Annotated in this window: 21 protein-coding genes; 10 read left to right on the plus strand and 11 right to left on the minus strand. The window is 36.7% G+C overall.

Annotation, left to right across the window (positions count from 1 at the left end; all coding sequences use genetic code 11):
* Nucleotides 1-34: 34 nt before the first annotated feature.
* Complete coding sequence (dnaE, locus tag EKM01_RS14065; RefSeq protein WP_126568971.1) at nt 35-4,570, minus strand: DNA polymerase III subunit alpha; 4,536 nt, start codon at nt 4,568-4,570, stop codon at nt 35-37.
* A gap of 639 nt (nt 4,571-5,209) precedes the next feature.
* On the opposite strand from dnaE, the gene leuC reads away from it, so the two are divergent.
* The 4 genes from leuC to leuB all read left to right on the plus strand — a co-directional run bounded on the left by leuC (nt 5,210) and on the right by leuB (nt 10,243).
* Nucleotides 5,210-6,604 (plus strand): 3-isopropylmalate dehydratase large subunit, encoded by a 1,395-nt coding sequence (leuC, locus tag EKM01_RS14070; protein ID WP_126768697.1) that lies wholly within the window; start codon nt 5,210-5,212, stop codon nt 6,602-6,604.
* A gap of 174 nt (nt 6,605-6,778) precedes the next feature.
* Complete coding sequence (leuD, locus tag EKM01_RS14075; protein WP_126768698.1) at nt 6,779-7,375, plus strand: 3-isopropylmalate dehydratase small subunit; 597 nt, start codon at nt 6,779-6,781, stop codon at nt 7,373-7,375.
* A gap of 129 nt (nt 7,376-7,504) precedes the next feature.
* Nucleotides 7,505-9,085 (plus strand): alpha-isopropylmalate synthase regulatory domain-containing protein, encoded by a 1,581-nt coding sequence (locus tag EKM01_RS14080; RefSeq protein WP_231507411.1) that lies wholly within the window; start codon nt 7,505-7,507, stop codon nt 9,083-9,085.
* Between the two features lie 96 nt (nt 9,086-9,181).
* Nucleotides 9,182-10,243 (plus strand): 3-isopropylmalate dehydrogenase, encoded by a 1,062-nt coding sequence (gene leuB, locus EKM01_RS14085; protein WP_126454295.1) that lies wholly within the window; start codon nt 9,182-9,184, stop codon nt 10,241-10,243.
* Nucleotides 10,244-10,341: 98 nt separating this feature from the next.
* Here leuB and EKM01_RS14090 read toward each other — a convergent pair whose 3' ends face one another.
* Nucleotides 10,342-10,704 carry an RNA-binding protein gene (locus EKM01_RS14090; RefSeq protein WP_126454296.1) on the minus strand — a complete coding sequence of 121 codons (363 nt, stop codon included), beginning with the start codon at nt 10,702-10,704 and terminating at the stop codon, nt 10,342-10,344.
* Nucleotides 10,705-10,858: 154 nt separating this feature from the next.
* Entirely contained in the window at nt 10,859-11,335 is a 477-nt protein-coding gene (locus tag EKM01_RS14095) for a DUF6252 family protein (RefSeq protein WP_126562148.1), read from the minus strand.
* Between the two features lie 200 nt (nt 11,336-11,535).
* Here EKM01_RS14095 and EKM01_RS14100 point away from each other — a divergent pair, with 200 nt between their 5' ends.
* The 5 genes from EKM01_RS14100 to EKM01_RS14120 all read left to right on the plus strand — a co-directional run bounded on the left by EKM01_RS14100 (nt 11,536) and on the right by EKM01_RS14120 (nt 15,840).
* Entirely contained in the window at nt 11,536-12,090 is a 555-nt protein-coding gene (locus tag EKM01_RS14100; RefSeq protein ID WP_126454300.1) for a 30S ribosomal protein S16, read from the plus strand.
* 15 nt (nt 12,091-12,105) lie between these two features.
* Nucleotides 12,106-12,630 carry a ribosome maturation factor RimM gene (gene rimM / locus EKM01_RS14105; protein ID WP_126457515.1) on the plus strand — a complete coding sequence of 175 codons (525 nt, stop codon included), beginning with the start codon at nt 12,106-12,108 and terminating at the stop codon, nt 12,628-12,630.
* Nucleotides 12,631-12,707: 77 nt separating this feature from the next.
* A complete protein-coding gene (locus EKM01_RS14110) occupies nt 12,708-13,415 on the plus strand; it encodes a tRNA1(Val) (adenine(37)-N6)-methyltransferase (protein WP_126454304.1) in 708 nt (235 codons plus the stop codon).
* Nucleotides 13,416-13,787: 372 nt separating this feature from the next.
* Nucleotides 13,788-14,966: an acyl-CoA dehydrogenase family protein gene (locus EKM01_RS14115; RefSeq protein WP_126562149.1), complete on the plus strand. Its 1,179-nt coding sequence runs from the start codon at nt 13,788-13,790 to the stop codon at nt 14,964-14,966.
* 91 nt (nt 14,967-15,057) lie between these two features.
* Nucleotides 15,058-15,840 carry a DUF3050 domain-containing protein gene (locus EKM01_RS14120; RefSeq protein ID WP_126457517.1) on the plus strand — a complete coding sequence of 261 codons (783 nt, stop codon included), beginning with the start codon at nt 15,058-15,060 and terminating at the stop codon, nt 15,838-15,840.
* 85 nt (nt 15,841-15,925) lie between these two features.
* Here EKM01_RS14120 and EKM01_RS14125 read toward each other — a convergent pair whose 3' ends face one another.
* The 7 genes from EKM01_RS14125 to EKM01_RS14155 all read right to left on the minus strand — a co-directional run bounded on the left by EKM01_RS14125 (nt 15,926) and on the right by EKM01_RS14155 (nt 20,680).
* The gene (locus tag EKM01_RS14125) at nt 15,926-16,243 is read right to left on the minus strand and encodes a 2Fe-2S iron-sulfur cluster-binding protein (RefSeq protein WP_039110363.1); all 318 of its coding nucleotides are present in this window, start codon (nt 16,241-16,243) and stop codon (nt 15,926-15,928) included.
* Between the two features lie 174 nt (nt 16,244-16,417).
* Entirely contained in the window at nt 16,418-16,657 is a 240-nt protein-coding gene (locus tag EKM01_RS14130; protein WP_126454312.1) for a NifU family protein, read from the minus strand.
* A 71-nt stretch (nt 16,658-16,728) separates the two neighbouring features.
* The gene (locus EKM01_RS14135) at nt 16,729-17,883 is read right to left on the minus strand and encodes an Mrp/NBP35 family ATP-binding protein (RefSeq protein ID WP_126563637.1); all 1,155 of its coding nucleotides are present in this window, start codon (nt 17,881-17,883) and stop codon (nt 16,729-16,731) included.
* 190 nt (nt 17,884-18,073) lie between these two features.
* Nucleotides 18,074-18,403, minus strand: a complete 330-nt coding sequence (locus tag EKM01_RS14140; RefSeq protein ID WP_126568968.1) for an MGMT family protein — start codon at nt 18,401-18,403, stop codon at nt 18,074-18,076.
* Between the two features lie 49 nt (nt 18,404-18,452).
* On the minus strand, nt 18,453-19,088 hold the full coding sequence (locus EKM01_RS14145; RefSeq protein ID WP_126457519.1) for a LysE family transporter: 636 nt from the start codon (nt 19,086-19,088) through the stop codon (nt 18,453-18,455).
* 45 nt (nt 19,089-19,133) lie between these two features.
* Nucleotides 19,134-19,811 (minus strand): tRNA (guanosine(46)-N7)-methyltransferase TrmB, encoded by a 678-nt coding sequence (gene trmB / locus EKM01_RS14150; protein ID WP_126459008.1) that lies wholly within the window; start codon nt 19,809-19,811, stop codon nt 19,134-19,136.
* Between the two features lie 359 nt (nt 19,812-20,170).
* The gene (locus EKM01_RS14155; RefSeq protein WP_126768699.1) at nt 20,171-20,680 is read right to left on the minus strand and encodes a nuclear transport factor 2 family protein; all 510 of its coding nucleotides are present in this window, start codon (nt 20,678-20,680) and stop codon (nt 20,171-20,173) included.
* A 505-nt stretch (nt 20,681-21,185) separates the two neighbouring features.
* Between EKM01_RS14155 and EKM01_RS14160 the strand changes: the two genes are divergently transcribed.
* Entirely contained in the window at nt 21,186-22,763 is a 1,578-nt protein-coding gene (locus EKM01_RS14160; protein ID WP_126768700.1) for a murein L,D-transpeptidase, read from the plus strand.
* Between the two features lie 188 nt (nt 22,764-22,951).
* Here EKM01_RS14160 and EKM01_RS14165 read toward each other — a convergent pair whose 3' ends face one another.
* Nucleotides 22,952-23,779 (minus strand): Bro-N domain-containing protein, encoded by an 828-nt coding sequence (locus EKM01_RS14165; protein WP_126457522.1) that lies wholly within the window; start codon nt 23,777-23,779, stop codon nt 22,952-22,954.
* Nucleotides 23,780-23,967: the final 188 nt, after the last annotated feature.

A 23,967-nucleotide genomic window follows, 5' to 3' on the forward strand; every position in this document is an offset into this window, starting at 1 on the left:
ACACTAAAAAAAATTAAATTTAACTGTTAAAAAATCAGTTTAACTTAAAATTAATTTGCATTTTTTCCAGTTCAACCAACAATTCATTTGAAATTTTCACTTTCAATTTTCTGCTTGGCATGGTCAGTTTAGTCACTACTTTTATTTCTTCTACTTCAGTTGCCGTACTAATTTCGGGATTTCCTGATTCTAGAGAATCGGTTTCCTCATTTTCGTCTACAAAAACGGCTTCTTCATTTTCCGGAAGTACTACCACATTTTCTACTAATCGCTTTATTTTTTCCAACTCCATAATTTCAAAAGCTACAGTATTATCGCCTTTGTTTTCTTGAAAAATATGATTTAACTTATGGATAAATTCCGCCTCTAAATCATTAATATTCAATAGTAAAATTAGCTTTTTAGCAAATGTAGTCAGGACATCCTGCAGGTATTGCACCAGCACAAATTGTAATCTTGGATCCCCTTTTTTTCCAGTATCCCGATCCGTCCAGCCTTCCTTGACCATTACTTTCATGAACGTAAAATTATTCTGAATCAGAAAATGGCGAAACTTCAAATACTCCTCCCCAAAAATCCGAAACTCATAACTTTCATCGTACCCTTCTAATGTAAATATGCCCCAGCCTTTTCCGTTTTTGGCAACACGATGTTGTACATTATTGATAATCCCCCCAAAAGTCAAATTTTTACTGACATGCAATTCCATGTTCTTGAGTGCTTCTAACTTGGCATTGCAAAAATATTTCATTTCAAATTTGTAATCGTCCAGCGGATGCCCAGAAATATAAATCCCCACCACTTCTTTTTCTTTGGCTAATTTTTCCATTGTGCTCCAATCCTCACAAGGCGGAACAACAGGTTCTTCAATTTGCACATCACTACTTTCGCCAAACAAACTTACTTGAGCTGAATTTTCATTTTCCTGAAATTTAGCTCCGTACCGAATTGCTTTTTCGTAAAAGGTAATTCCATCGCCATCATCATGAAAATATTGTGCTCTAGTAGTTCCTAAAAACGAATCGAAACCACCCGCCAAAACCAGATTCTCCAATGCTTTTTTATTGGCCGCACGCAAATCAATCCGTTTGGTCAAATCAAAAATAGATTTGTATTTTCCGTCTTTTCTATTTTCCACAATCGTAGCCACAGCGCCAGAACCTACACCTTTTACAGCTCCCATCCCAAACCGAACCGCATAATCATCGTTTACGGTAAATTTATAAAACGATTCATTCACATCCGGTCCTAAAACCTGTAATCCCATGCGTTTGCATTCTTCCATAAAGAAAGAAACTTGCTTGATATCACTCATGTTATTGGACAAAACCGCAGCCATATATTCAGCCGGATAATTCGCCTTCAAAAATGCCGTTTGGTAGGCAATCCAGGCATAACAAGTCGAGTGTGATTTATTAAACGCATATTCTGCAAAGGCTTCCCAGTCTTTCCAGATTTTCTCCAGTTTATCTTCAGGATGCCCTTTGGCCGCAGCCTGACTGATAAATTTAGGTTTCATTTTATCCAAAACATCCTTTTGTTTTTTTCCCATCGCTTTACGCAAAACATCCGCATCCCCCTTTGAGAAATCCGCTAGTTTCTGGGACAAAAGCATTACTTGTTCTTGGTAAACGGTAATTCCGTAGGTGTCTTTTAGTAATTCTTCGCAGGCGTCAAGGTCATAAATAATTTCCTCTTCACCGTTTTTTCGCTTGACGAAACTTGGAATATAGGCAATTGGCCCCGGACGATACAAGGCATTCATGGCAATCAAATCGGGAAATACTGTAGGCTTTAATTCCTTCATGTATTTTTGCATTCCCGGACTCTCATATTGAAAAATTCCTACAGTTTCTCCACGCTGGAAAAGCTCGTAGGTTTTCAAATCATCAATAGGAAACTCATCCGGGTTCAGGTCAATTCCAGTTCTGTATTTTACTAATTTAACCGTATCTTTTATCAGAGTAAGGGTTTTCAAACCCAAAAAGTCCATCTTTAACAAACCGGCACTTTCCACCACCGAGTTATCAAACTGGGTCACATACAAATCCGAATCTTTGGCGGTTGCTACAGGAACAAAATCAGTAATATCACTTGGCGTAATAATGACACCACAGGCGTGAATTCCTGTATTTCTAAGATTCCCTTCTAAAACTTTGGCTTGCTGAATGGTTTCTCCGCCCAAATCATCTTCATTAGCAAGTCCTATTAATTCCTTTATTTTATCATACTCTTCGGGACGAACGGCCTTCTTAATTACATCGTCCTTTTCATTTAAAAAACGAGCTAAATTCCACTTAGAAGGCATCATTCCCGGAATCAATTTGGCTATTTTATCGGCTTCAAACAAAGGTAAATCCAATACACGAGCAGTATCTCGAATCGCTGATTTGGTAGCCATTTTACCATACGTGATAATTTGCGCCACCTGTTTCGAACCGTATTTACGGATCACATAATCCATTACGCTACTGCGTCCTTCATCATCAAAATCGATATCAATATCGGGCAAAGACACCCGATCCGGATTCAGGAAACGCTCAAAAAGCAGGTTGTACATCAAGGGGTCAATATTGGTAATCTTCAAACAATACGCCACCACCGATCCCGCCGCAGAACCCCTTCCCGGCCCTACAGAAACGCCCATGCTTCTCGCCTCAGCAATTAAATCCTGCACAATCAGGAAATATCCTGGATATCCTGAATTAGATATCGTCAACAATTCAAAATCAAGTCGTTCTTGAATTTCTTCGGTCATTACGGGATATCGTCTTGTTGCTCCTTCAAAAGTAAGGTGCCTCAAATACGCATTTTCTCCTCGCACCCCACCATCAACAGCATCTTCCGGATTATTAAATTCAACCGGAATTTCAAATTTTGGCAATAAAACTTCCCGTGCCAAATCGAAAATTTCAATTTTATCCACAATCTCCGAAATATTTGAAATTGCTTCGGGCAAATTTGCAAAAAGTTGTTTCATTTCGTCTCCCGACTTGAAATAATATTCCTGATTGGGCAATCCGTACCGATACCCTCGACCACGACCAATAGGAGTGGTTTGCTTTTCGCCATCACGCACACAAAGCAAAATATCGTGCGCATTCGAATTTTCCTTATCTATATAAAAGGTATTGTTTGTCGCTATAATCTTGACATCATGCTTTCTGGCCAATGAAATCAAAGACGCATTCACCCGATTTTCATCTTCCTGATTATGACGCATCACCTCAATGTAAAAATCTTCCTTGAATTCGTTTTTCCACCAAAGCAAAGCTTCTTCAGCTTGGTTTTCACCAATATTTAAAATCTTATTTGGAATTTCACCATAAAGATTTCCGGATAAAACAATAATATCTTCTTTGAATTCCTGAATGACTTTCCTATCGATTCTTGGCACATAATAAAAACCTTCGGTATACGCAATGGAAGACATTTTAGCCAAATTATGGTACCCTTTTTTGGTCTTCGCCAAAAGTACTATCTGGTAACCATTGTCTTTAATTTTTTTGTTTTTATGGTCCTCACATACAAAAAATTCACAACCTACAATAGGTTTCATCGGAACTTCAGTAGGTTCATCCCCATTTTCAATCGCCTCTTTATTCTTGGCTTCAGCCACTTTATTATGATATAAAATATCGCGGACAAAATGAAAAGCACCCATCAAATTCGCATGATCGGTCATGGCAACTGCCGGCATTTTTTGTTGTGCCGCCGCTTTTACCAATGCTGCAATACTGATCGTCGATTGCAATACCGAAAACTGCGTATGATTATGCAAATGCACGAAAGGCGCATCAATAAGTACTTTTTTATTCTCTGAAAGTTCTGCTTTCGAAACTGTCGGCGCTTGTTTTTCGCCAAACTGCTGACGAATTTTATCGGACGCTTCCTTTAGATTAATATGTTTTAAACCTATGAGTTTAATCTCACTTGGATTCTTGCTTTGAAAATCTTGAAAATAACTGCCCGGAACGTCGAGTTCCTCTTTTGTAAAAACATCACGACGAACTAACTCTAAGAAACAACGCGTAGTTGCCTCCACATCGGCAGTGGCGTTGTGCGCTTCACCGAAAGGTTTATTAAAAAGATACGAATGCAATTCCGTTAGCGTAGGCAGTTTAAATTTACCGCCACGGCCACCTGGTAATTTTAATAACGAAGCCGTAACTTCTGTACAAGTATCCAGAATTGGCATCGAGCTCATTTGGCTCTCCACTCCCATTCTGTAAAATTCGCACCCCATAATATTGATATCAAAACCTAAATTCTGACCCACTATAAATTTAGCTTTACCTAAAACAGCATTGAATTTTTCTAGCACTTCTGCCAACGAAATCCCATCGGCTTCCGCCAATTCTGTAGAAATACCGTGAATTCGTTCGGCATCAAACGGAATATTAAACCCTTCGGGCTTGATCAAATAATCCTGATGCTCAATCAGTTTACCCATATCGTCGTGCAACTGCCACGCGATTTGAATACATCGTGGCCAGTTATCCGTATCTGAAATGGGTGCGCCCCAACGTTTTGGTAATCCTGTGGTTTCGGTATCGAATATTAAGTACATAGCTGGATTTGAAGAGTTTGTGATTTTAAAAAATCGCAAAAAATGAATTTCAAATTTAGTTTTTTTAGAGTAGAATAGAAGTAAATTATCAACAAAAAACAAAATTATTTTCCAAGGCTATTCTCCTATTAAAACTACGATCACTTTCAACAAATCAGTTTGATTGCATCTTATTAAAAGATAAAAAGACGACATATTGCTTTTTTGGATGTCGTAGTATTTCATCAAAAAAAAACAATGAAATACCGCTAAAAAAAATGTTGTTTACTACGAAAACCATTTTAAAAAACAACTGTCACAAAAGTGAATTAGTGAATTTAAAATTAAAAAAAAGTTGCTTTTCATACCATTTAATTAAATATTCGTAAATATAACTGCATTTAAGAAGCCTAATTTAACGATTCAATAAACATCAAAAAACTCAACAAATTGATTTTTTATTAGATCTAAATAAAAAACTACCGTACAAAAAAAAAGTAAAAAGACAAAAATCAACAAAGAAATATCCGAATGGGATTTTGGGTATCGTATATAATGGAATATTGATACGTAAAGCCTTGATTGTTTTTTTAGCTTTGTCTTTATTGTTATCATCGTAGCCTTTTGGGCTATAAACAAAACACATTAAAACATATTAAAATGAGTACTACATTATTTGACAAAGTATGGGATTCGCACGTGGTGCGCAAAATTGAAGATGGACCAGACGTGTTTTTTATTGACCGTCATTTCATCCATGAAGTTACTAGTCCTGTAGCTTTTTTAGGTTTAAAAGAACGAGGCATTTCAGTATTATACCCAGAGCGCACTTTTGCTACTGCAGATCACAACACACCAACTATAAATCAACATTTACCGGTTGAAGACGCATTGTCTGCCAATCAACTCAAAGCATTAGAAGAAAACGCTGCTGAATACGGCATTAGCCATTGGGGTTTAGGAAATCAAAAAAATGGAATTGTTCATGTGGTGGGTCCTGAAAACGGAATTACCTTACCCGGAGCAACCATTGTTTGTGGTGATTCACATACATCAACTCACGGAGCTTTTGGCGCCATCGCTTTCGGAATTGGGACGTCTGAGGTTGAGATGGTACTTTCTACCCAATGCATTATGCAACCTAAACCTAAAAAAATGCGCATTAATGTTGCCGGTAATCTTCAATTTGGGGTTACTCCCAAAGATGTGGCACTTTATATTATATCTAAATTATCGACTTCAGGGGCTACCGGCTATTTTGTGGAATATGCAGGTGAAGTTTTTGAACACATGACCATGGAAGGCCGTATGACCGTTTGTAATTTAAGTATCGAAATGGGTGCTCGTGGCGGAATGATCGCTCCAGACCAAACTACTTTTGATTATTTAGAAGGACGTTTGTATACTCCAAAAGGAGATGATTGGAATAAAGCAGTAACCTATTGGAAAACATTGAAAACAGATACTGATGCCAAATTTGATGAAGAAATCAACTTTGAAGCATCGGATATTGAACCTATGATTACCTACGGAACAAACCCAGGAATGGGATTGGGAATTTCTAAAAGCATTCCAAACTCAAAAGACGTTGCCGAAGGAGAAGAAACATATGCAAAATCTTTAGGATACATGGGATTTCATCAAGGAGAAGCCATGATTGGAAAACAAATTGATTATGTTTTCTTAGGAAGTTGTACCAATGGTCGAATTGAAGATTTCAGAGCTTTTGCCTCCATTGTAAAAGGACGCCAAAAAGCGGATAATGTTACCGCTTGGCTGGTTCCAGGATCACATGTCGTAGAAGCACAAATTAAAGAAGAAGGAATTCTTGAGGTATTAACCCAAGCTGGTTTTGTTTTACGTCAGCCAGGATGTTCCGCTTGTTTAGCAATGAATGACGACAAAGTTCCTGCCGGAAAATATGCGGTAAGTACTTCCAACAGAAACTTTGAAGGACGTCAAGGACCTGGCTCAAGAACGTTGTTAGCAAGTCCGTTTATGGCTGCTGCTGCCGCTGTAACTGGAGTTTTGACAGATCCTAGAGAACTTCTTTAAAAGAATTCAGATTGAAGATTAACGATTTTTGATTGTAGATTTCGTTAGTGTCAAAATCCAATTTGAATTTTTAAAATCAAAATAGTAAAAAAATAAAAACAGTAGCGATTAAAGATTTATTTTCAAAACAGGAAATCAAAAATCTAAAATCGTTAATCAAAAATCAAAAATCAAATGGCTTACGATAAATTTAATATTCTTACCAGTAGCGCAGTTCCGCTTTCTATCGAAAATGTAGATACGGATCAAATTATTCCTGCTCGATTTCTAAAAGCAACCGAACGTGTTGGTTTTGGCGACAACCTTTTCCGTGACTGGAGATACAATAATGACGGAACTCCGAAAGCTGATTTTGTACTGAATAATCCAATCTACGGCGGAAAAATTCTTGTTGGAGGCAGAAATTTTGGTTCGGGTTCCTCAAGAGAACACGCTGCTTGGGCGGTTTACGATTATGGTTTTAGATGTGTGGTCTCTAGTTTTTTTGCTGATATTTTTAGAAATAACTGCCTGAATGTTGGTGTCTTACCAGTTCAGGTTAGTGCTGGATTTGCAGAAAAAATATTTAAAACTATCGAAGAAGATCCAAAAACGGAACTAGAAATTAATCTTCCAGAACAAACCATTACCATTAAAGCAACTGGCGAAAAAGAATTTTTTGATATTTCGGGTTATAAAAAAGACAATATGATCAATGGTTTTGACGATATTGATTATTTGCAAAATATAAAATCAGAAGTGGTGGAATTTGCCAATCAACTTCCTTACTAAACATAATCCGAAAAGGTATTGGCTAAAGATTTTCTTTGGGTTCTCCCCGAAGCAACTGTTTTTAGTTTTTGATAAAAACAAGATATCCCGATTTCTGATTCATGAAATCGAAATCGAATCCCATTTATAATGAAAAAAAGAAAAATTGAAATAATGGATACGACGCTCCGTGATGGTGAACAAACCTCCGGAGTATCCTTTTCTGCTGCAGAAAAATTAACCATTGCACAATTATTACTGGAAGAGCTTCATATTGACCGAATCGAAGTTGCTTCGGCTCGTGTAAGCGAGGGTGAATTTCAAGGAGTAAAAGGAATTATGGCTTGGGCCGAAACAAAAGGATACAGCAGCCGAATTGAAGTTTTAACCTTTGTAGACGGCGGCCTTTCTATTGAATGGATGAAAAATACCGGAGCTAAAGTTCAGAATTTACTAACCAAAGGATCGCTCAACCACTTAACCCACCAGTTAAAAAAAACACCCGAACAACATTTTTCTGAAATTGCGCAAGCCATAGCCTTAGCTCAGGAAAATAATATTGAAACCAATGTATATCTGGAAGACTGGAGTAACGGAATGCGTAATTCCCCTGAATATGTATTTCAATATTTAGACTTTCTAACTAAGCAACCGGTCAAAAGAATCTTATTACCGGACACTTTAGGGGTTTTAATCCCTTCTGAAACTTTTGAATTTATTGCAAAAATTATAACGAAATACCCTGATACTCATTTTGATTTTCATGCGCACAACGACTACGATTTAAGTATCGCCAATGTAATGGAAGCCGTAAAAGCTGGTATTCAAGGGCTTCATGTAACTGTTAACGGGATGGGAGAACGGGCTGGAAATGCACCCCTTGAAAGCACTGTTGCGGTAATCAATGATTTCTTACCCGAAATAGAAATTGGCGTAAAAGAATCTTCGTTATATTCTGTTAGCAAATTAGTAGAAACGTTTACCGGATACAGAATCCCTGCAAACAAACCTATTGTGGGCGACAATGTATTTACACAAACTGCTGGTATTCATGCCGATGGTGACAATAAAAACAACCTGTATTTTAACGATTTACTACCGGAGCGTTTTGGCAGAAAAAGAAAGTATGCCCTTGGTAAAACCTCTGGAAAAGCCAATATCGAGAAAAATCTTCAAGAATTAGGCCTTCAATTAAACCCTGAGGATTTAAAGTTAGTTACCCAAAGAATCATTGAATTAGGAGATAAAAAAGAAACCGTTACTAAAGAAGACTTACCCTATATTATCTCTGATGTTTTGGACAGCCAAACCTATCAGGAAAAAATTGTTGTTGAGTCCTATATATTATCTCATGCAAAAGGCATGCGTCCATCGACTACTTTATCTTTAAAAATAGATGGTGAAATCATTGAAGAGCACGCACAAGGAGACGGACAATTTGATGCTTTCATGAATGCATTGGCAAAAATATATAAAAGCAAAAACTTAGAATTGCCAAAACTGATTGATTATGCCGTACGAATTCCACCAGGAAGCAGTTCTGACGCCTTATGCGAAACCATAATCACCTGGACAAATAATGAAAAAGAATTCAAAACCAGAGGGCTGGACTCTGACCAAACAGTTGCCGCAATTATAGCAACCCAAAAAATGCTGAACGTAATCCCAGCCCCAGCCCTCCACGAAGGTGAGGGAGCCAAGCCGAAATTGGAGCTTGAAAATTTGAAATAAAATTAAAGAAATACAACACAAACTACAAACCCAATCCTTCAACACCCAGTCTCCCTTTCCTTTGGAGGGAGCTGGGAGGAGGAAAACACAATTAATATGAAATTAAAAATAGCCCTTTTAGCCGGAGACGGAATTGGACCAGAAGTAATCCATGAAGCCGTAAAAGTTTCGGATGCGATCGCTAAAAAATTCAACCATGAAATCATCTGGACTCCTGCACTTACAGGAGCTTGCGCCATTGACGCCGTAGGAGTTCCTTATCCTGATGAGACTCACGAAATTTGTATGGCTGCTGATGCTGTTTTATTTGGAGCCATTGGCCATCCAAAATATGATAATGATCCAAGCGCTCCGGTTCGTCCAGAACAAGGTTTGTTATTAATGCGTAAAAAACTAGGGCTGTTTGCCAATGTTCGCCCAACATTTACATTCCCCTCTTTGATTGACAATTCTCCTTTAAAAAGAGAGCGTATTGAAGGAACTGATTTAATCTTTTTAAGGGAACTTACCGGCGGAATTTATTTTGGAGAAAAAGGAAGAAAAGACGGTGGTGAAACAGCGTTTGACACTTGTACCTATACCAGATCAGAGGTAAAACGTTTAGCTAAAAAAGGTTTTGAACTAGCAATGACTCGTACTAAAAAACTATGTTGTGTAGACAAAGCCAACGTAATGGAAACTTCTCGTTTGTGGAGAGAAACCGTACAAGCAATGGAAAAAGACTATCCCGAAGTTACGGTAAGTTATGAATTTGTGGATGCCGTAGCGATGCGTTTAGTACAATGGCCAAATTCATATGATGTCTTGATTACAGAAAATTTATTTGGAGATATTTTGACTGATGAAGCTTCAGTGATATCCGGATCAATGGGATTAATGCCTTCTGCATCCGTTGGAGAACATACTTCATTGTACGAACCCATTCACGGATCCTATCCACAGGCCACAGGCCTAAATATTGCCAATCCATTAGCGACCGTATTATCTGCTGCAATGATGTTTGAAGATGCCTTCGGCTTAAAAGAAGAAGCGGCTGCGATTAGAGCTGTAGTCAACAAATCACTCGAACAAGGAATTGTAACTGAAGATTTAGTTGCTAAAGGGGCTAAGGCATACAAAACTAGCGAAGTAGGTGACTGGTTAGTTGCTAATTTGTAAAATCCAACCCCCTTTCCTCTGGGAGAGGGCTGGGGTGAGGAAACAAAAAAGGTGTCAATTTACATTGACACCTTTTTTTATAGTTGTAGAGAAAAATATTAATATCCACCTCTGTTTCCACCACCACGGTTTTCTCCACCACGGCTGTTTCCACCACCATAACCACCGCGAGATTCTCCACCACGACTGTTATTGTTAAAACTTCTTCTTTCACCTTCTGGTTTAGGCTCCGATTTGTTTACAACGATTGCACGTCCTTGAACAGTAGCACCATTCAATTCATCAATAGCCTTTTGAGCTTCTTCATCATTTGGCATTTCAACAAAACCAAATCCTTTACTTCTTCCAGTGAATTTATCAGTAATAATTTTAACTGAATCAACTGCTCCATAAGCCTCGAAAGACTCTCTTAAATCTGCTTCCTCAATACTGAATGGAAGACTTCCAACAAAAATATTCATATGTTCTTATTTAAATAATAAAACAAATGTACTGCTATTTTTTTTGCAATCTACTATAGATTAGCTTATTTATGTTTTTATTTTAAATTCAAAAAGAAAATGAAGCTACTAAAATACCCAACTCCTGCAATTTAAGAATCTTAACCGTGTGAATTTAGGGAACCCGCAGACTTACCGGAACCTTATAAAATACGCCTTGTTGAAAATTCAAAACAGTCCCTGCTGATGGGTTGCCATTTGCATTTTCTGCACTAAATTTAAAAGTACCTGTAACCGTAAGACCCTTCTCATCATAATCAGTAATTACTATTTGCCCGCTACCCATGTCAATACCTGTTGCAAATGAAAAATCGCTTCCTCCAGTCAATACGTAAACAGCTGTCTTGGAATTACTGGTTCCCAATGGATACACTTGAGGTGATATGGAGGTTGTCTTCAAAGTCAAAACCTCATTTCCAGTAAACCCTTCAATTACTAGTGAACCATCAGAAGCTAAAGTCGCTTTGGAAGCTGTCGCTCTCCAAAACACATTGTCTTTCCTTCCTTGTAAAGAAGGAGTATTAAAACTCACCTCTTCCGCACATGAAATCATTAAAAAAAGTACCCCTAGAAATATCAAATATTTTTTCATAAAACCTTCTTTTACTAACAAAAATAGGGCATTAATGCTAAAAAAAAAACATAACAGGACAAAAAAACACGAATCAAAACCACCTACAGCGCACTGCCACAGATTAAAACCACAATCCAATTAGTATTTATCAATAAAAAAGGTATCTTTGCACCCTTAATTAACAGAGGTCGAGTACCTCAAAATTTAATCACAAGATTATGTCAGTAAAAATTAGATTACAAAGACACGGTAAAAAAGGAAAACCTTTTTACTGGGTTGTAGCTGCAGATGCGCGCTCAAAAAGAGATGGTAAATACCTAGAAAAAATTGGTACTTACAATCCAAACACAAACCCAGCAACTATCGACTTAAACCTTGATAGTGCAGTAAAATGGTTGCACAATGGTGCTCAACCAACAGATACTGCTAAAGCGATTCTTTCTTACAAAGGAGCTTTATTGAAACATCACCTTGACGGTGGTATCCGTAAAGGAGCCTTAACTCAAGAACAAGCTGATGCTAAATTAAATGCTTGGTTAGAGGCAAAAACTGGAAAAGTAGATGCTAAAAAAGACGGCTTAACAAAAGTGCAAGCGGATGCTAAAGCTAAAGCTTTCAAAGCAGAACAAGATGTAAATGCAAAACGTTTAGCTGCAGCTGCTCAAGCAGAAGCTGACGCTATCGCTGCTGCAACTCCAGCTGTTGAAGAAGAAGTTGCTGAAGCTGAAGAAGCTCCTGCCGCAGAAGAAAATAACGAAACAACTGAAGCATAATTTTAGAAGGCGACTATGCGTAAAGAAGATTGTTTCTATTTAGGTAAAATCGCTAAAAAATTTAGTTTCAAAGGGGAAATTCTAGCCTATTTAGACACGGACGAACCTGAGTTATATGAAAACTTGGAATCAGTGTTTGTTGAATGTAACAAACACTTGGTTCCTTTTTTTATTGAAAGTAGTTCGCTGCACAAAAACGATTTACTTAGAATTCGTTTTGAAGACATGACTACCGAAGAAGAGGCAGACGCCATTATAGGCAATGCCATCTACCTTCCTTTGAAGATGTTGCCGAAACTTAGCGGCAATAAATTCTATTTCCACGAAGTAATTGGTTTTGAAGTTGAAGACAAACGTCTTGGTGTTGTTGGAAAGATCGAATCCATTAATGATACTACTGCCCAACCCCTTTTTGAAGTCCTCAACGGTGATGTTGAGATTCTTATCCCCATGATTGATCTTTTCTTGGTTAAAATTGACCGTGAAAACAAAAAAGTTATCATGGATCTACCAGAAGGACTTATTGAAATGTACCTTTAAATTAGTGTTCAGTATTCAGTTTTTAGTGTTCAATTCCTCAAAAATCGTTAATCTACAATCTGAAATCAAAATTCCCTATGTTTAGTTTCAAGCAATTCTCAATCCAGCAAGATCGTTGCGCCATGAAAATTGGAACCGATGGCGTTTTACTTGGTGCATGGACTCCTATTGAAAACAATCCTATTAGTATTTTAGATATTGGAGCCGGAACAGGAGTAATCGCACTAATGCTGGCACAAAGAAGTAACGCGGAACAAATTGACGCTTTGGAAATAGACGAAGAAGCGTATGAACAATCCGTAGATAATTTTGAAAACTCCCCTTGGAGTGATCGCTTATTTTGTTTTCATGCCGGTTTAGATGAATTCGTCGAAGAACCGGAAGACGAGTATGATTTAATTGTTTCCAATCCTCCATTTTATACTGATGATTACAAATCTGATAACGAACAACGTGATTTAGCCCGTTTTGCTGACGCGATGCCTTTTGAGGATTTAATCGAGGCTGCTGATTTATTGCTTTCAGAAAACGGAATATTCACAGTTATAATTCCTTTCAAAGAAGAAGAAAATTTCTTGGCTCTTGCCAAAGAATACGAATTGTATCCAATTAAAATTACACACGTAAAAGGAACTCCAACTACCGAAATTAAACGCAGTTTATTGGCCTTTAGCCGAGAAGAAAGCTCGAACTATCCCGTTGACGAATTGATTATCGAAACTGCAAGACACATTTATACTCCCGAATACATTGCATTGACTAAAGAGTTTTATATGAAGATGTAAGTCCAAAATGATTCTAAATAACACCTAAACCATTCCGTAATCTTATTTAAAACACCTTTGATCTCTGCTAAAGTTAATTTTTATTGTAATTTAGAGGATAATACCTTTTTTAATAAAATCCCGTATATAAAAGGACTTATTTGTTAAAAAATAAGCTAAGTAATAACCATGGTATAATGTCGTATTTTAAAATCAGGATAAAATCATGTAAAAATCTGATTTAAAGCTGTTTTACTTAAAGTTAATTCTTTTGACTTTACGACTTTTAAACTTTCGACTTACTTATTTCTATTTCAAATAAAAAAATATAACATTTGTTAATGCTTTTGTTATATTTCTTTCTGTAAATTTGTTCCATAAAAATTAATAACCATGAGACCAGACTTATTTCAAGCTCCAGATTACTACAACCTTGACGATTTACTAACAGAAGAACACAAACTAGTACGTGACTCTGCTCGTGCTTGGGTAAAACGTGAAGTATCACCTATTATAGAAGAATATGCTCAAAAAGCCGAATTCCCAAAACAAATCATTAAAGGTTTGGGCGAAATAGGCGGTTTTGGTCCTTACATCCCAGAAGAATACGGCGGTGCGGGTCTAGACCAAATATCTTATGGTTTGATCATGCAAGAAATAGAACGCGGTGATTCTGGCGTTCGTTCCACTTCATCTGTACAATCTTCTTTGGTAATGTATCCTATTTGGAAATACGGAAACGAAGAACAACGCGTAAAATATTTACCTAAGTTAGCCACTGGAGAATACATGGGCTGTTTTGGTTTAACGGAACCTAACTATGGTTCAGATCCAGGAAGTATGATTACCAACTTCAAAGATATGGGCGACCATTATTTATTGAATGGTGCCAAAATGTGGATTTCAAATGCTCCGTTTGCAGACATCGCCATTGTTTGGGCAAAAAATGAAGAAGGAAGAATTCACGGTTTAATTGTAGAACGCGGAATGGAAGGTTTTACCACTCCGGAAACGCACAACAAATGGTCGCTTCGTGCCTCATCAACTGGAGAATTGATTTTTGACAATGTGAAAGTTCCGAAAGAAAACTTATTGCCCAATAAATCTGGATTAGGAGCACCGCTTGGTTGTCTGGATTCAGCACGTTACGGAATTGCCTGGGGCGCTATTGGTGCTGCCATGGACTGCTATGATACCGCATTGCGATATGCTAAAGAAAGAATTCAGTTTGACAAACCCATTGCAGGAACCCAATTACAACAAAAGAAATTAGCCGAAATGATTACTGAAATCACAAAAGCGCAATTATTAACATGGAGATTAGGTGTTTTAAGAAATGAAGGTAAAGCGACAACGGCCCAAATCTCAATGGCCAAAAGAAATAATGTAATGATGGCTGTGGAAATTGCCCGAGAAGCCAGACAAATGCTAGGCGGAATGGGAATTACTGGAGAATATTCGATCATGCGTCACATGATGAACCTGGAATCTGTAATCACCTATGAAGGGACGCACGATATACACTTGTTAATTACCGGTATGGACATCACTGGAATTCCTGCTTTCAAGTAGTGGTAAACAGTTATTAAACTATTAATAAAATTGATAATAAAAGCTTCTTGATACCAAGAAGCTTTTTTATATTTACACAAAAATACTCTTTATGAATATCCAAACCATCAACAATAGTATTCAGCCTCAAAAAGAACTGTTGTTACACCATCCTTTATATAAAAAAGTAAAAACTATTGAGGATTTACAATGTTTTCTAGAAAATCATATTTATGCCGTTTGGGATTTCATGTCTTTATTAAAAGCATTACAATCCAAATTAACTTGTACAACAACACCCTGGTTTGCAACGGAAAATCCACAAACCCGATATTTAATAAACGAAATTGTCCTTGCTGAAGAATCTGACTTAACATTAGACGGACGCCGTTTGAGTCATTATGAAATGTATATTGAAGCCATGCAATCCTGTGGAGCAAATACTGAAGGTATTGAACATTTTTTAACTGAAGTAGATTCCCTTCAAAACATATTTGTCGCTATAAAAACCAGCACTTTACACCCCAATATCAAAGCATTCCTGGATTTCACATTCAGGGTTATTGAGGAAGGAAAATCCCATGAAATTGCAGCGGCTTTTACTTTTGGAAGAGAAGATTTGATACCGAGTATGTTTACCGCTATTTTGAAAAACTTTCAGGAGAATTTTCCTGAAACGGATTTGAGCAAACTGATTTATTATTTTGAAAGACACATCGAATTGGATGCGGATGAACATGGGCCAATGGCGATGAAAATGATAACAGAACTTTGCGGTACAGATGCTCAAAAATGGTCTGATGTTGAGGAAGTATCAAAATTAGCTTTAGAGAAACGCATTGGTCTTTGGGATGCCATCGAAGAAACTATCTTAATGAATGTTGAATTGGCATAAAACTAATACTTTCAAATAACGCAACACTTCTTTAGAAAATACCCTTAAAAAAAGCATCTTGTTTTAGTAACAAGATGCTTTTTTATTAATTTTCAGGAGCCAATTCGAGTTCTAATCCCTCGAGGCTTTCGGTAATTGGAATCTGACAGCCCAAACGACTGTTTGCTTTTACATAAAAGGCTTCTGAAAGCATTGCTTCTTCATCATCGCCCATTTCTGGCAAGGCAACATCATTAAGAACATAACATTGACAGGAAGCACACATGGCCATACCGCCGCAGGTTCCTTCTACAGGAAGCTCATAGGCTTTGCATAATTCCATGATATTCATGGCCATATCCGTGGGAGCCTGTAACTCATGCACGACTCCTTCTCGATCTTTTATTTTTATTAATACATCCATATGATTGTGGGTGTTTGGTTTTAGGCAATCGGTGTTGGTTATTAAATACGGACTGCGTGAGGGATAGAAGCTAGCTACCGAAGTAGCGCGGATAGCCCGACCGTTTTAAGAAAAAAGGCCTATACCCGTTAAAACAAGTAGCCTTTTTTCTTAAAAGGGGCACGCCCTGTTAATTTATAGGATATTTACAACAGTTTCTATTTGTGGTGCAAACTTTTTGATGGTTGTTTCTACTCCGGCACGCAATGTCATTTGATTTACGCTGCAACTGGTACAGGCTCCTTCGAGACGCACTTTTACGTGTTTGCCGTCCTCTATGGAAATAAGGGTAATGTCACCACCATCTGAATTCAAAAAAGGTCTTATTTCTTCTAGCGCTTTTTGAACTTCTAGGGTTAATTGTTCTGTTGTCATTGTCTTTGTTTAAAGATTCAAAAGATTAGAAAATTGAACGATTGAAAATTATTTTCATGCGTTCTAATTTTTTATTTTTTTACTGCGGAACAACCTGCCATAGTTGTGATTTTCACAGCTTCGGTAGCAGGTAAATTTTTATTTCTGTTGACGGTTTCCTGCACTACATTTTTTGTGATTTCCTCAAAAACTGTTTCGATAACTGAACCGGTTTGCATGGCTGCGGGACGACCGTAATCACCTGCTTCCCGAATCGATTGTACGATGGGCACTTCACCAAGGAATGGAACATCTAAGTCTTCGGCAAGATTCCTGGCCCCTTCTTTTCCAAAGATATAGTATTTGTTTTCAGGCAATTGCTTCGCCTGTTCGCTTTCGCTCGAGTCTTCCGGTGTAAAATACGCCATGTTTTCTATAATTCCTAAAACTGGTACATTTATAGCTTCTGAGAGGAACATTGAAACTCCTTTTTTGGCATCGGCCAAAGCTACGGCCTGAGGAGTACTTACGATGACAACTCCTGTAATTGGCAAGGATTGCACGATAGAAAGGTGAATATCTCCTGTTCCTGGTGGCAAATCGACTAACATAAAATCTAATTCCCCCCAATCTGCATCAAATATCATTTGGTTCAAGGCTTTAGAAGCCATGGGCCCTCGCCATATTACTGCTTGACTTGGTGCCGTAAAAAATCCTATCGAAAGAATTTTTACCTCATAACTTTCTACGGGCTTCATTTTTGATTTTCCGTCTACCATGACAGAAATGGGCTTTTCACTTTCTACGTCGAACATAATAGGCATGGACGGACCATAAATATCCGCATCTAGAATCCCTACTGAAAATCCCATTTTAGCTAATGATACTGCAAGATTTGCAGTAACGGTAGATTTACCTACACCGCCTTTACCAGAGGCTACTCCGATAATATTTTTTATACCTGGAATTTGTTTCCCTTTGATTTCTGGTTTGTCCGGCACTTCCACTTTACTATTAATTTTGATTTTAGCCTCCGGAGATACTAATTCAAGAATTGTTTTTCTGATGTCGTCTTCCGCACGTTTTTTGATGTGCATTGCTGGGGTATGTAATACTAGATCTACCACTACTTCATCGCCAAAAGTGACTACGTTTGCAATTGCTCCGCTTTCAACCATATTTTTCCCTTCTCCGGCTATAGTAATTGTTTCTAAGGCTTTAAGAATTTCTTTTCTTTCTAATTTCATTTTTAGTTTACTGTTTCTATTGGCTTATACCACCAGAATATTATCTTTATTTAAACTGATTTCAGATTACAAAGATACTATGAAAAGTTCTTATTATAAAGGATTTGCATCGCATTTATTGATGCACAGATTGCTGGTCGTTATTGAGTATTTGTTGAGATTAGAACCCCGGAATCTGAACTATTATAAATCATTCTGTCCTGACTTCCGGTTGCCAAAAATATTTTTCTAAATCTACAATTTGATTGTTGGTCACGATTATTCCCTCGCTTTCCAATAATTGCTGCATCAGATTGGTGCCGTCAAAATGTAATTTCCCCGTGAGCAAACCGTTCCTGTTGACTACACGGTGTGCCGGAACATCCTCAAAACCATGGGAGGCATTCATTGCCCAGCCTACCATTCTGGCAGAGCGTGCCGTTCCTAAGGCCTTTGCAATAGCGCCATACGAAGTAACCTTACCGTATGGAATTTGCCTGACGATGTCATACACGCGTTCAAAAAAAGTATCGTTTGACATGATTTTAAATCTAGTGAAAAAAGGTTTTATGGGAGACCCGGTGAGCCAATTACCCCATATAATAACGGACAATATTAATCAAAGTAACTAATGATATAAACCCGGTTATGCTACCAATAATTGTATTCATGTTTCGCATAATATAATCCGACTTCTCTTGTATTTTTTGAAAAAAAGTAATGTACAAATAAAAACCCAAAAAAGAGCCCAACACTACGCCTGTCACAAAAACAAAAACATTTGAAAAATCAAACAGAAACAAATTATAAGAAGCCAAAGTAATGCTTGCAAAAACATAATAAGGGATCGGGAAAAAGTTAAGAGAGGAGAGCAAAACTCCTAAGAAAAAACGAGTGGAAGTACTCTTCTTTTTTATTTTGCCTTTTTTAATTTTGGGGGTTTTAGCAACCAACAAAAAAAAAATAGTCAACGCAGTAAAGATGACAAATCCTACTTCTCGCAATAAAACAATCACATCCGGGCGCACTTCGATAAATTGTGCAAATAAAATAGCGAGATAGGCTTGTACAAAAATTACGATTACTGCTCCCAAAACAAACCAAAAAGCGCTTTTCTTCCCTTCTTTCAGATTTACTTTAGCAGCTGTCATATTTAGAAGTCCCGGGGGAGTAATCCCCACAAAGGCAGTAACAAAACCCAAAAACAAGGAAGTGATTAAATTCATAAGCAAACGGTACCAGTATTCAAAAAAACAATCCCAAATATAAAACTATTCTTTAATTTTAAATCGAATATACGTAATTGCTTTATTAACTTCCAAATATTGTTTTTCATAAAATGTCTGAAAAGCAGTTACTTCCTCGGGACTTCCTTCATTTACATACACATTATGATTGGCATATAAAACTTCGTGCCCTTCGCCATGCAGCAAACCTAAGGTATATCCATGCATGAATTCACTGTCTGTTTTAAGATTTACAATACCGTCTTTTTTAAGTACTTTTTTATACAATTGCAAAAACTCGGAATTTGTCATTCTGTGTTTGGTCCGTTTGTATTTTATTTGGGGATCGGGGAAAGTAATCCAGATTTCGTCTACTTCATTTTCATCAAAAATATGATTGATCAATTCGATCTGAGTTCTAATGAAAGCCACATTATGCAATCCGGTATCCACAGCAGTTTTAGCACCACGCCAGAAACGCGCGCCTTTGATATCAATTCCGATAAAGTTTTTATTGGGATACCTTTCTGCCAGACCTACTGAATATTCTCCTTTCCCACAGCCTAGTTCCAGCACCAATGGATTTTCATTTTTGAAAAATTCTGTATTCCATTTCCCTTTCAACGGAAATAAATCACCTACTACTTCTTCCCTCGTTGGTTGAAAAACGTTGTTGAATGTCTCGTTTTCCTTGAATCTTTTTAATTTGTTTTTGCTTCCCACTTTTTTAGTATATTTTGGCAAAATTAAGGAAATATATAAGACGGAGCGAACTAGGGACCAAAAAATGAAAAACGTTTTAAAAACAACATTTAATGCACCCTTTAAACTATTATTTAATTAAAGATGGCTTTTAAACAACAGTACATTTTATGAAGAAATTTTAAACTAAGTAATGACTCAAATTTAATGTCATATTTTAATAAAGCACTAAATTTCTTTGCCACAGATTAGCACAGATTAATTCGTTATGTAATTTTAAAAATCTTTTTAATCCTTACAATCTGTGGCAAAAACTCTTTTTAATAATTGCGACAATATATCTTTCTTGCTACTTAAGAATAAAACAAAAACTAAAAATTTTATTGCTTTGCTTGTAATTTTTTGATCATGGCATCTTCGATAAAAGTTTTAACTTTAATCACTTCACCTGAATTATCATTTGGGATTGTCATAGACAAAACGTATTGCTTTATTTTCCATTTTTGCCCTATTTTGACTAACACGCCTGAGCCGCGACAAATTTTCATTTGAGTATTCAGTAATTCATCAAACCAAGCTATTTTACCTGTTTTGTCAAAATGAATATGACGTTCTAAAGCTGTAAAACTCCATGCTTTTCCTTTATCGAAATGTGGTTTTGCATAGGCCTGAAAAGCTGTTTTATTCCAATTCTCTGTTGCATCAGTACCTATAAAAATTGCATCATCTGACATCAAGCCGAAGTATGCGTTATAATTAGCATCTGCAGCAGCTTTATGCCAAGTATTTAATACAACATTGATTTCATTTTTTGAATCGGTTTGTTTTACCATCACACTTTTACAACCAGACACGGTTATTACTATCAAAAAAGCTAGTAGTTTTTTCATTTCATTCGGTATTTATTTATGGTTTTTTATTCCATCTTATTTTTATTTTTCGATCAACAGCTACCGGTCTCCTCATAGTCCTTTTCTGTTTGAATTACAAGGTAGCATAAAAACATCCGATATAGCAATGAATCGCTCGAAACTAATTATTCAAACAACTGAAAATCATTTGAAATCCAAACCACAAAGTCCAAAATACGTAAAGCAATAGCTCTATTTTTTGTAAAGTGGTTGTGTTGATTCATAGAACGCAGCCGAAAGAAATAATTTTTGGATTTTGACAATCCTATTTGATTTCAAATTTAGTTTTAGAAACAAAACAAAATACCGTAACCAATTGATTAAAAGATTATTGAATATAATTTATTTTTAATCTAGACACTTCAATTACAAATCTGATTTCAAACTAAAAAGAACCGCCCAACCCAAGGCGGTATTACACATCGAGTTTTGACGTATTTTTGTATTGTTTAGACAGTAAAATGTAAGATTTAAAGTTAAGATTATGAGAAAGTTAAGCACCTCCATACTACTTATTATTTTTGCACTACTATTCACCCTAGTTTCCTGTAAAAAGAAAGATGTAAATGACACTAAAAAGAAAACGAGTTTAAATACCGTTGCAGTTGCTTTTGACAGTACACAAATCAAAACGTTTTTTGAAAAATATCCAAAACTGCAGCCTTACCAAACAGAAGTAGAAAAGTTATACCGCAAGCATCAGTTTCATTACATCTGGTTTGACAAGGATGGCCTAAATGAATTTGCAGGTTTATTATACAACAAAGTGAATAATCTGACGCAGGAAGGAATTGAAACTGCGATTCCGTACAAGGAAAAATTAGATGATATCTATGACAATCCGGAGGACAATCAAAAAGCGAGTATTGACACTGAATTACTGAGTTCTGCATTATACTTTTTTTATGCAGATAAAGTATACGATGGTATAAGCACTCAAAAATCGAAAGATTTAGAATGGTTTTTGCCTCGAAAAAGACAATCGTATGTCAATTATTTAGACTCGTTGTTAATCAACCCTTCGTTAATCAAAAAAGAAGAAAAAGGCGTATTGAAACAGTATTACCTCCTTAAAGCTGTACTGCAGGAATACCGCAAAATAGAAACTAAAGGTGGATGGAAAACCACTGAATTAGACCCAAGTGTAAAATCCTATAAACCCGGAGACAGTGCCACAGCCATTGCGCAAATCAGAACACGTTTATTTGTCACGGATGATCTTGCAAGAGATTCTAAAAGTGCCGTATATGATGCTGAATTAGCGGCTGGAGTATTGAAATTCAAAAAGAGAAGTGGCAATCTACTGAACAAAATTATACTGCCGGAACACATCCGCTACATGAATGTATCTGTTGCAGACCGCATCAAAACTGTGATGGTCAATATGGAACGCTGCCGATGGATTTCGAATGATATTACCAAATCCAAGGAATTAATCGTGGTGAATATTCCGGCCTATGAACTGACTTTTTTAAGAGATGGGAAACCAGAATTACGCTCCAAGGTTGTGGTAGGAAAAGCCATGCATAAAACCGTAATTTTTAGTGCGCCAATGCAATACATTGTATTCAGACCGTATTGGAACGTGCCGGCAAGTATTCTCAAAAAAGAGATTCTTCCTGCCATTGAAAACAATCCCAATTACTTGGCCGAGCACGACATGGAATGGAAAGACAATTACGTGAGACAAAGACCCGGACCGGAGAACTCCTTGGGATTAGTCAAGTTTTTATTTCCCAATTCGAATGCGATATATTTGCATGATACGCCATCCAAAAGTCTATTTGGCAAGGAAGATCGCGCTTTTAGCCACGGTTGCATTCGTGTCGCCAAGCCAAAGGAACTTGCTGCCATGATTATGAAAGATGACAAGAAATGGAATCCTGCTAAAATAGAAACTGCGATGAACGGCGGAGAAGAATATTGGTACACGTTAAAAAATAAAATTCCGGTATACATCGGTTATTTTACCGCTTGGGTAGATGCGGACGGCGTGGTTCATTTCTATGAAGATGTCTATAAAAGAGACGAAGCATTAGCAACCTTGTTGTTTGATAAGTAAAATTTATTTTGTTTAAATAATCATTAAAACCGCAAATTCGCTAATTAAAAATATCGAATCCATATCTATAATTTACGAATTTGCGGTAAATATTTTTAAAACGGAAAGCGACATACGACAAAAATATCGGTTTAAAGTAAATTTGAGACTAACTTAGAACTAGTATTTTATCCTGTTTATTGTTTGAACTATTCTTTTAATTTATTCTTTTCCTCTTTTAAAACTTTAGCATTTTGTGAGCTAACAATTTTTTTGCCCGTTTGTGCTTCTATTTGCTTTCTGGTATCGCCGGCAATTTCACCGCCTTTTCGGGCAATTTTTTTATTATCTGCAAAGGTTTTAGGATTGTTTTCTTTGCTAATTTCTGTTGTGGTTGCTTCTGCTAACATATTTAATACCAATTCTAAGTTGGTCATATTATCTCTTAGATTTTCTTTTTTTAAGCCTTTTAAATTCTTGTACTGCTTTACTGTGTTTCCGCTCCAAGCTTGGGTAATTATATCGGTAAGTGAAGCAAATTGCTGTCCTTTCTTAACACCTCTATTTTCCCATTCATCGGTGAGTTCTTTTCTAACTTCTATGCTTTTTAACCGCTGATTAATCCAGGCTGTGGAGTATCCTAATTTCAAATAATTTTCCATAGCACGATCAATAGCCTTTTCAGGATCTTGACTTTCTTCTATTCTTTCATAGCCTATTTTGGCTAACCATTGTTTAAAAGGCTCAGCTTTAGGCGAAGGAATGGATTGGATCAAACGGAATAGTTGCTCCGTATCTGCCACATCCGTTTGTCTCATTTTACCATCATCAGCCATCATTTTCAACTGTCCCATATTATGGGACAGTTCACTTCCTTCATTTTTTAGTTTTGTTTTCAGCGCACTCCAATATTTCCTTGGTCTTGGACTATCCGTCAAAACTTGTATAATATCTACAATCGAAAAAAACCATTTCTCTTGTTCGTTATCCCATGAGGAACGGATTTTTTGGCTTTCAAATAATTTTATGTTTTCCATTAATTTATTCTATAAATTTCATTTTCTCAAATTGCAACTTTTCAACGCTTTTCGGAATTATATTGAAAGTACTAATTTACTGCTAAAATTATTAAAACCACTATCCAAATTTTAAAGAATCTCAACCAAAAAAAAGGACACTATCCTATAGAGACAGTGTCCTTTTTTTGTTTGCCAAATGGCAACTA

Origin of the sequence: Flavobacterium sp. RSP46 (genome assembly GCF_003984825.1) — a bacterium.
GTDB lineage: Bacteria > Bacteroidota > Bacteroidia > Flavobacteriales > Flavobacteriaceae > Flavobacterium.

What these genes read in the sequence shown, in the direction of transcription:
- dnaE (WP_126568971.1), bottom strand. Translation starts at nt 4,570, where the DNA reads ATGTACTTAATATTCGATACCGAAACCACAGGATTACCAAAACGTTGG.
- leuC (WP_126768697.1), top strand. Translation starts at nt 5,210, where the DNA reads ATGAGTACTACATTATTTGACAAAGTATGGGATTCGCACGTGGTGCGC.
- leuD (WP_126768698.1), top strand. Translation starts at nt 6,779, where the DNA reads ATGGCTTACGATAAATTTAATATTCTTACCAGTAGCGCAGTTCCGCTT.
- EKM01_RS14080 (WP_231507411.1), top strand. Translation starts at nt 7,505, where the DNA reads ATGAAAAAAAGAAAAATTGAAATAATGGATACGACGCTCCGTGATGGT.
- leuB (WP_126454295.1), top strand. Translation starts at nt 9,182, where the DNA reads ATGAAATTAAAAATAGCCCTTTTAGCCGGAGACGGAATTGGACCAGAA.
- EKM01_RS14090 (WP_126454296.1), bottom strand. Translation starts at nt 10,704, where the DNA reads ATGAATATTTTTGTTGGAAGTCTTCCATTCAGTATTGAGGAAGCAGAT.
- EKM01_RS14095 (WP_126562148.1), bottom strand. Translation starts at nt 11,335, where the DNA reads ATGAAAAAATATTTGATATTTCTAGGGGTACTTTTTTTAATGATTTCA.
- EKM01_RS14100 (WP_126454300.1), top strand. Translation starts at nt 11,536, where the DNA reads ATGTCAGTAAAAATTAGATTACAAAGACACGGTAAAAAAGGAAAACCT.
- rimM (WP_126457515.1), top strand. Translation starts at nt 12,106, where the DNA reads ATGCGTAAAGAAGATTGTTTCTATTTAGGTAAAATCGCTAAAAAATTT.
- EKM01_RS14110 (WP_126454304.1), top strand. Translation starts at nt 12,708, where the DNA reads ATGTTTAGTTTCAAGCAATTCTCAATCCAGCAAGATCGTTGCGCCATG.
- EKM01_RS14115 (WP_126562149.1), top strand. Translation starts at nt 13,788, where the DNA reads ATGAGACCAGACTTATTTCAAGCTCCAGATTACTACAACCTTGACGAT.
- EKM01_RS14120 (WP_126457517.1), top strand. Translation starts at nt 15,058, where the DNA reads ATGAATATCCAAACCATCAACAATAGTATTCAGCCTCAAAAAGAACTG.
- EKM01_RS14125 (WP_039110363.1), bottom strand. Translation starts at nt 16,243, where the DNA reads ATGGATGTATTAATAAAAATAAAAGATCGAGAAGGAGTCGTGCATGAG.
- EKM01_RS14130 (WP_126454312.1), bottom strand. Translation starts at nt 16,657, where the DNA reads ATGACAACAGAACAATTAACCCTAGAAGTTCAAAAAGCGCTAGAAGAA.
- EKM01_RS14135 (WP_126563637.1), bottom strand. Translation starts at nt 17,883, where the DNA reads ATGAAATTAGAAAGAAAAGAAATTCTTAAAGCCTTAGAAACAATTACT.
- EKM01_RS14140 (WP_126568968.1), bottom strand. Translation starts at nt 18,403, where the DNA reads ATGTCAAACGATACTTTTTTTGAACGCGTGTATGACATCGTCAGGCAA.
- EKM01_RS14145 (WP_126457519.1), bottom strand. Translation starts at nt 19,088, where the DNA reads ATGAATTTAATCACTTCCTTGTTTTTGGGTTTTGTTACTGCCTTTGTG.
- EKM01_RS14155 (WP_126768699.1), bottom strand. Translation starts at nt 20,680, where the DNA reads ATGAAAAAACTACTAGCTTTTTTGATAGTAATAACCGTGTCTGGTTGT.
- EKM01_RS14160 (WP_126768700.1), top strand. Translation starts at nt 21,186, where the DNA reads ATGAGAAAGTTAAGCACCTCCATACTACTTATTATTTTTGCACTACTA.
- EKM01_RS14165 (WP_126457522.1), bottom strand. Translation starts at nt 23,779, where the DNA reads ATGGAAAACATAAAATTATTTGAAAGCCAAAAAATCCGTTCCTCATGG.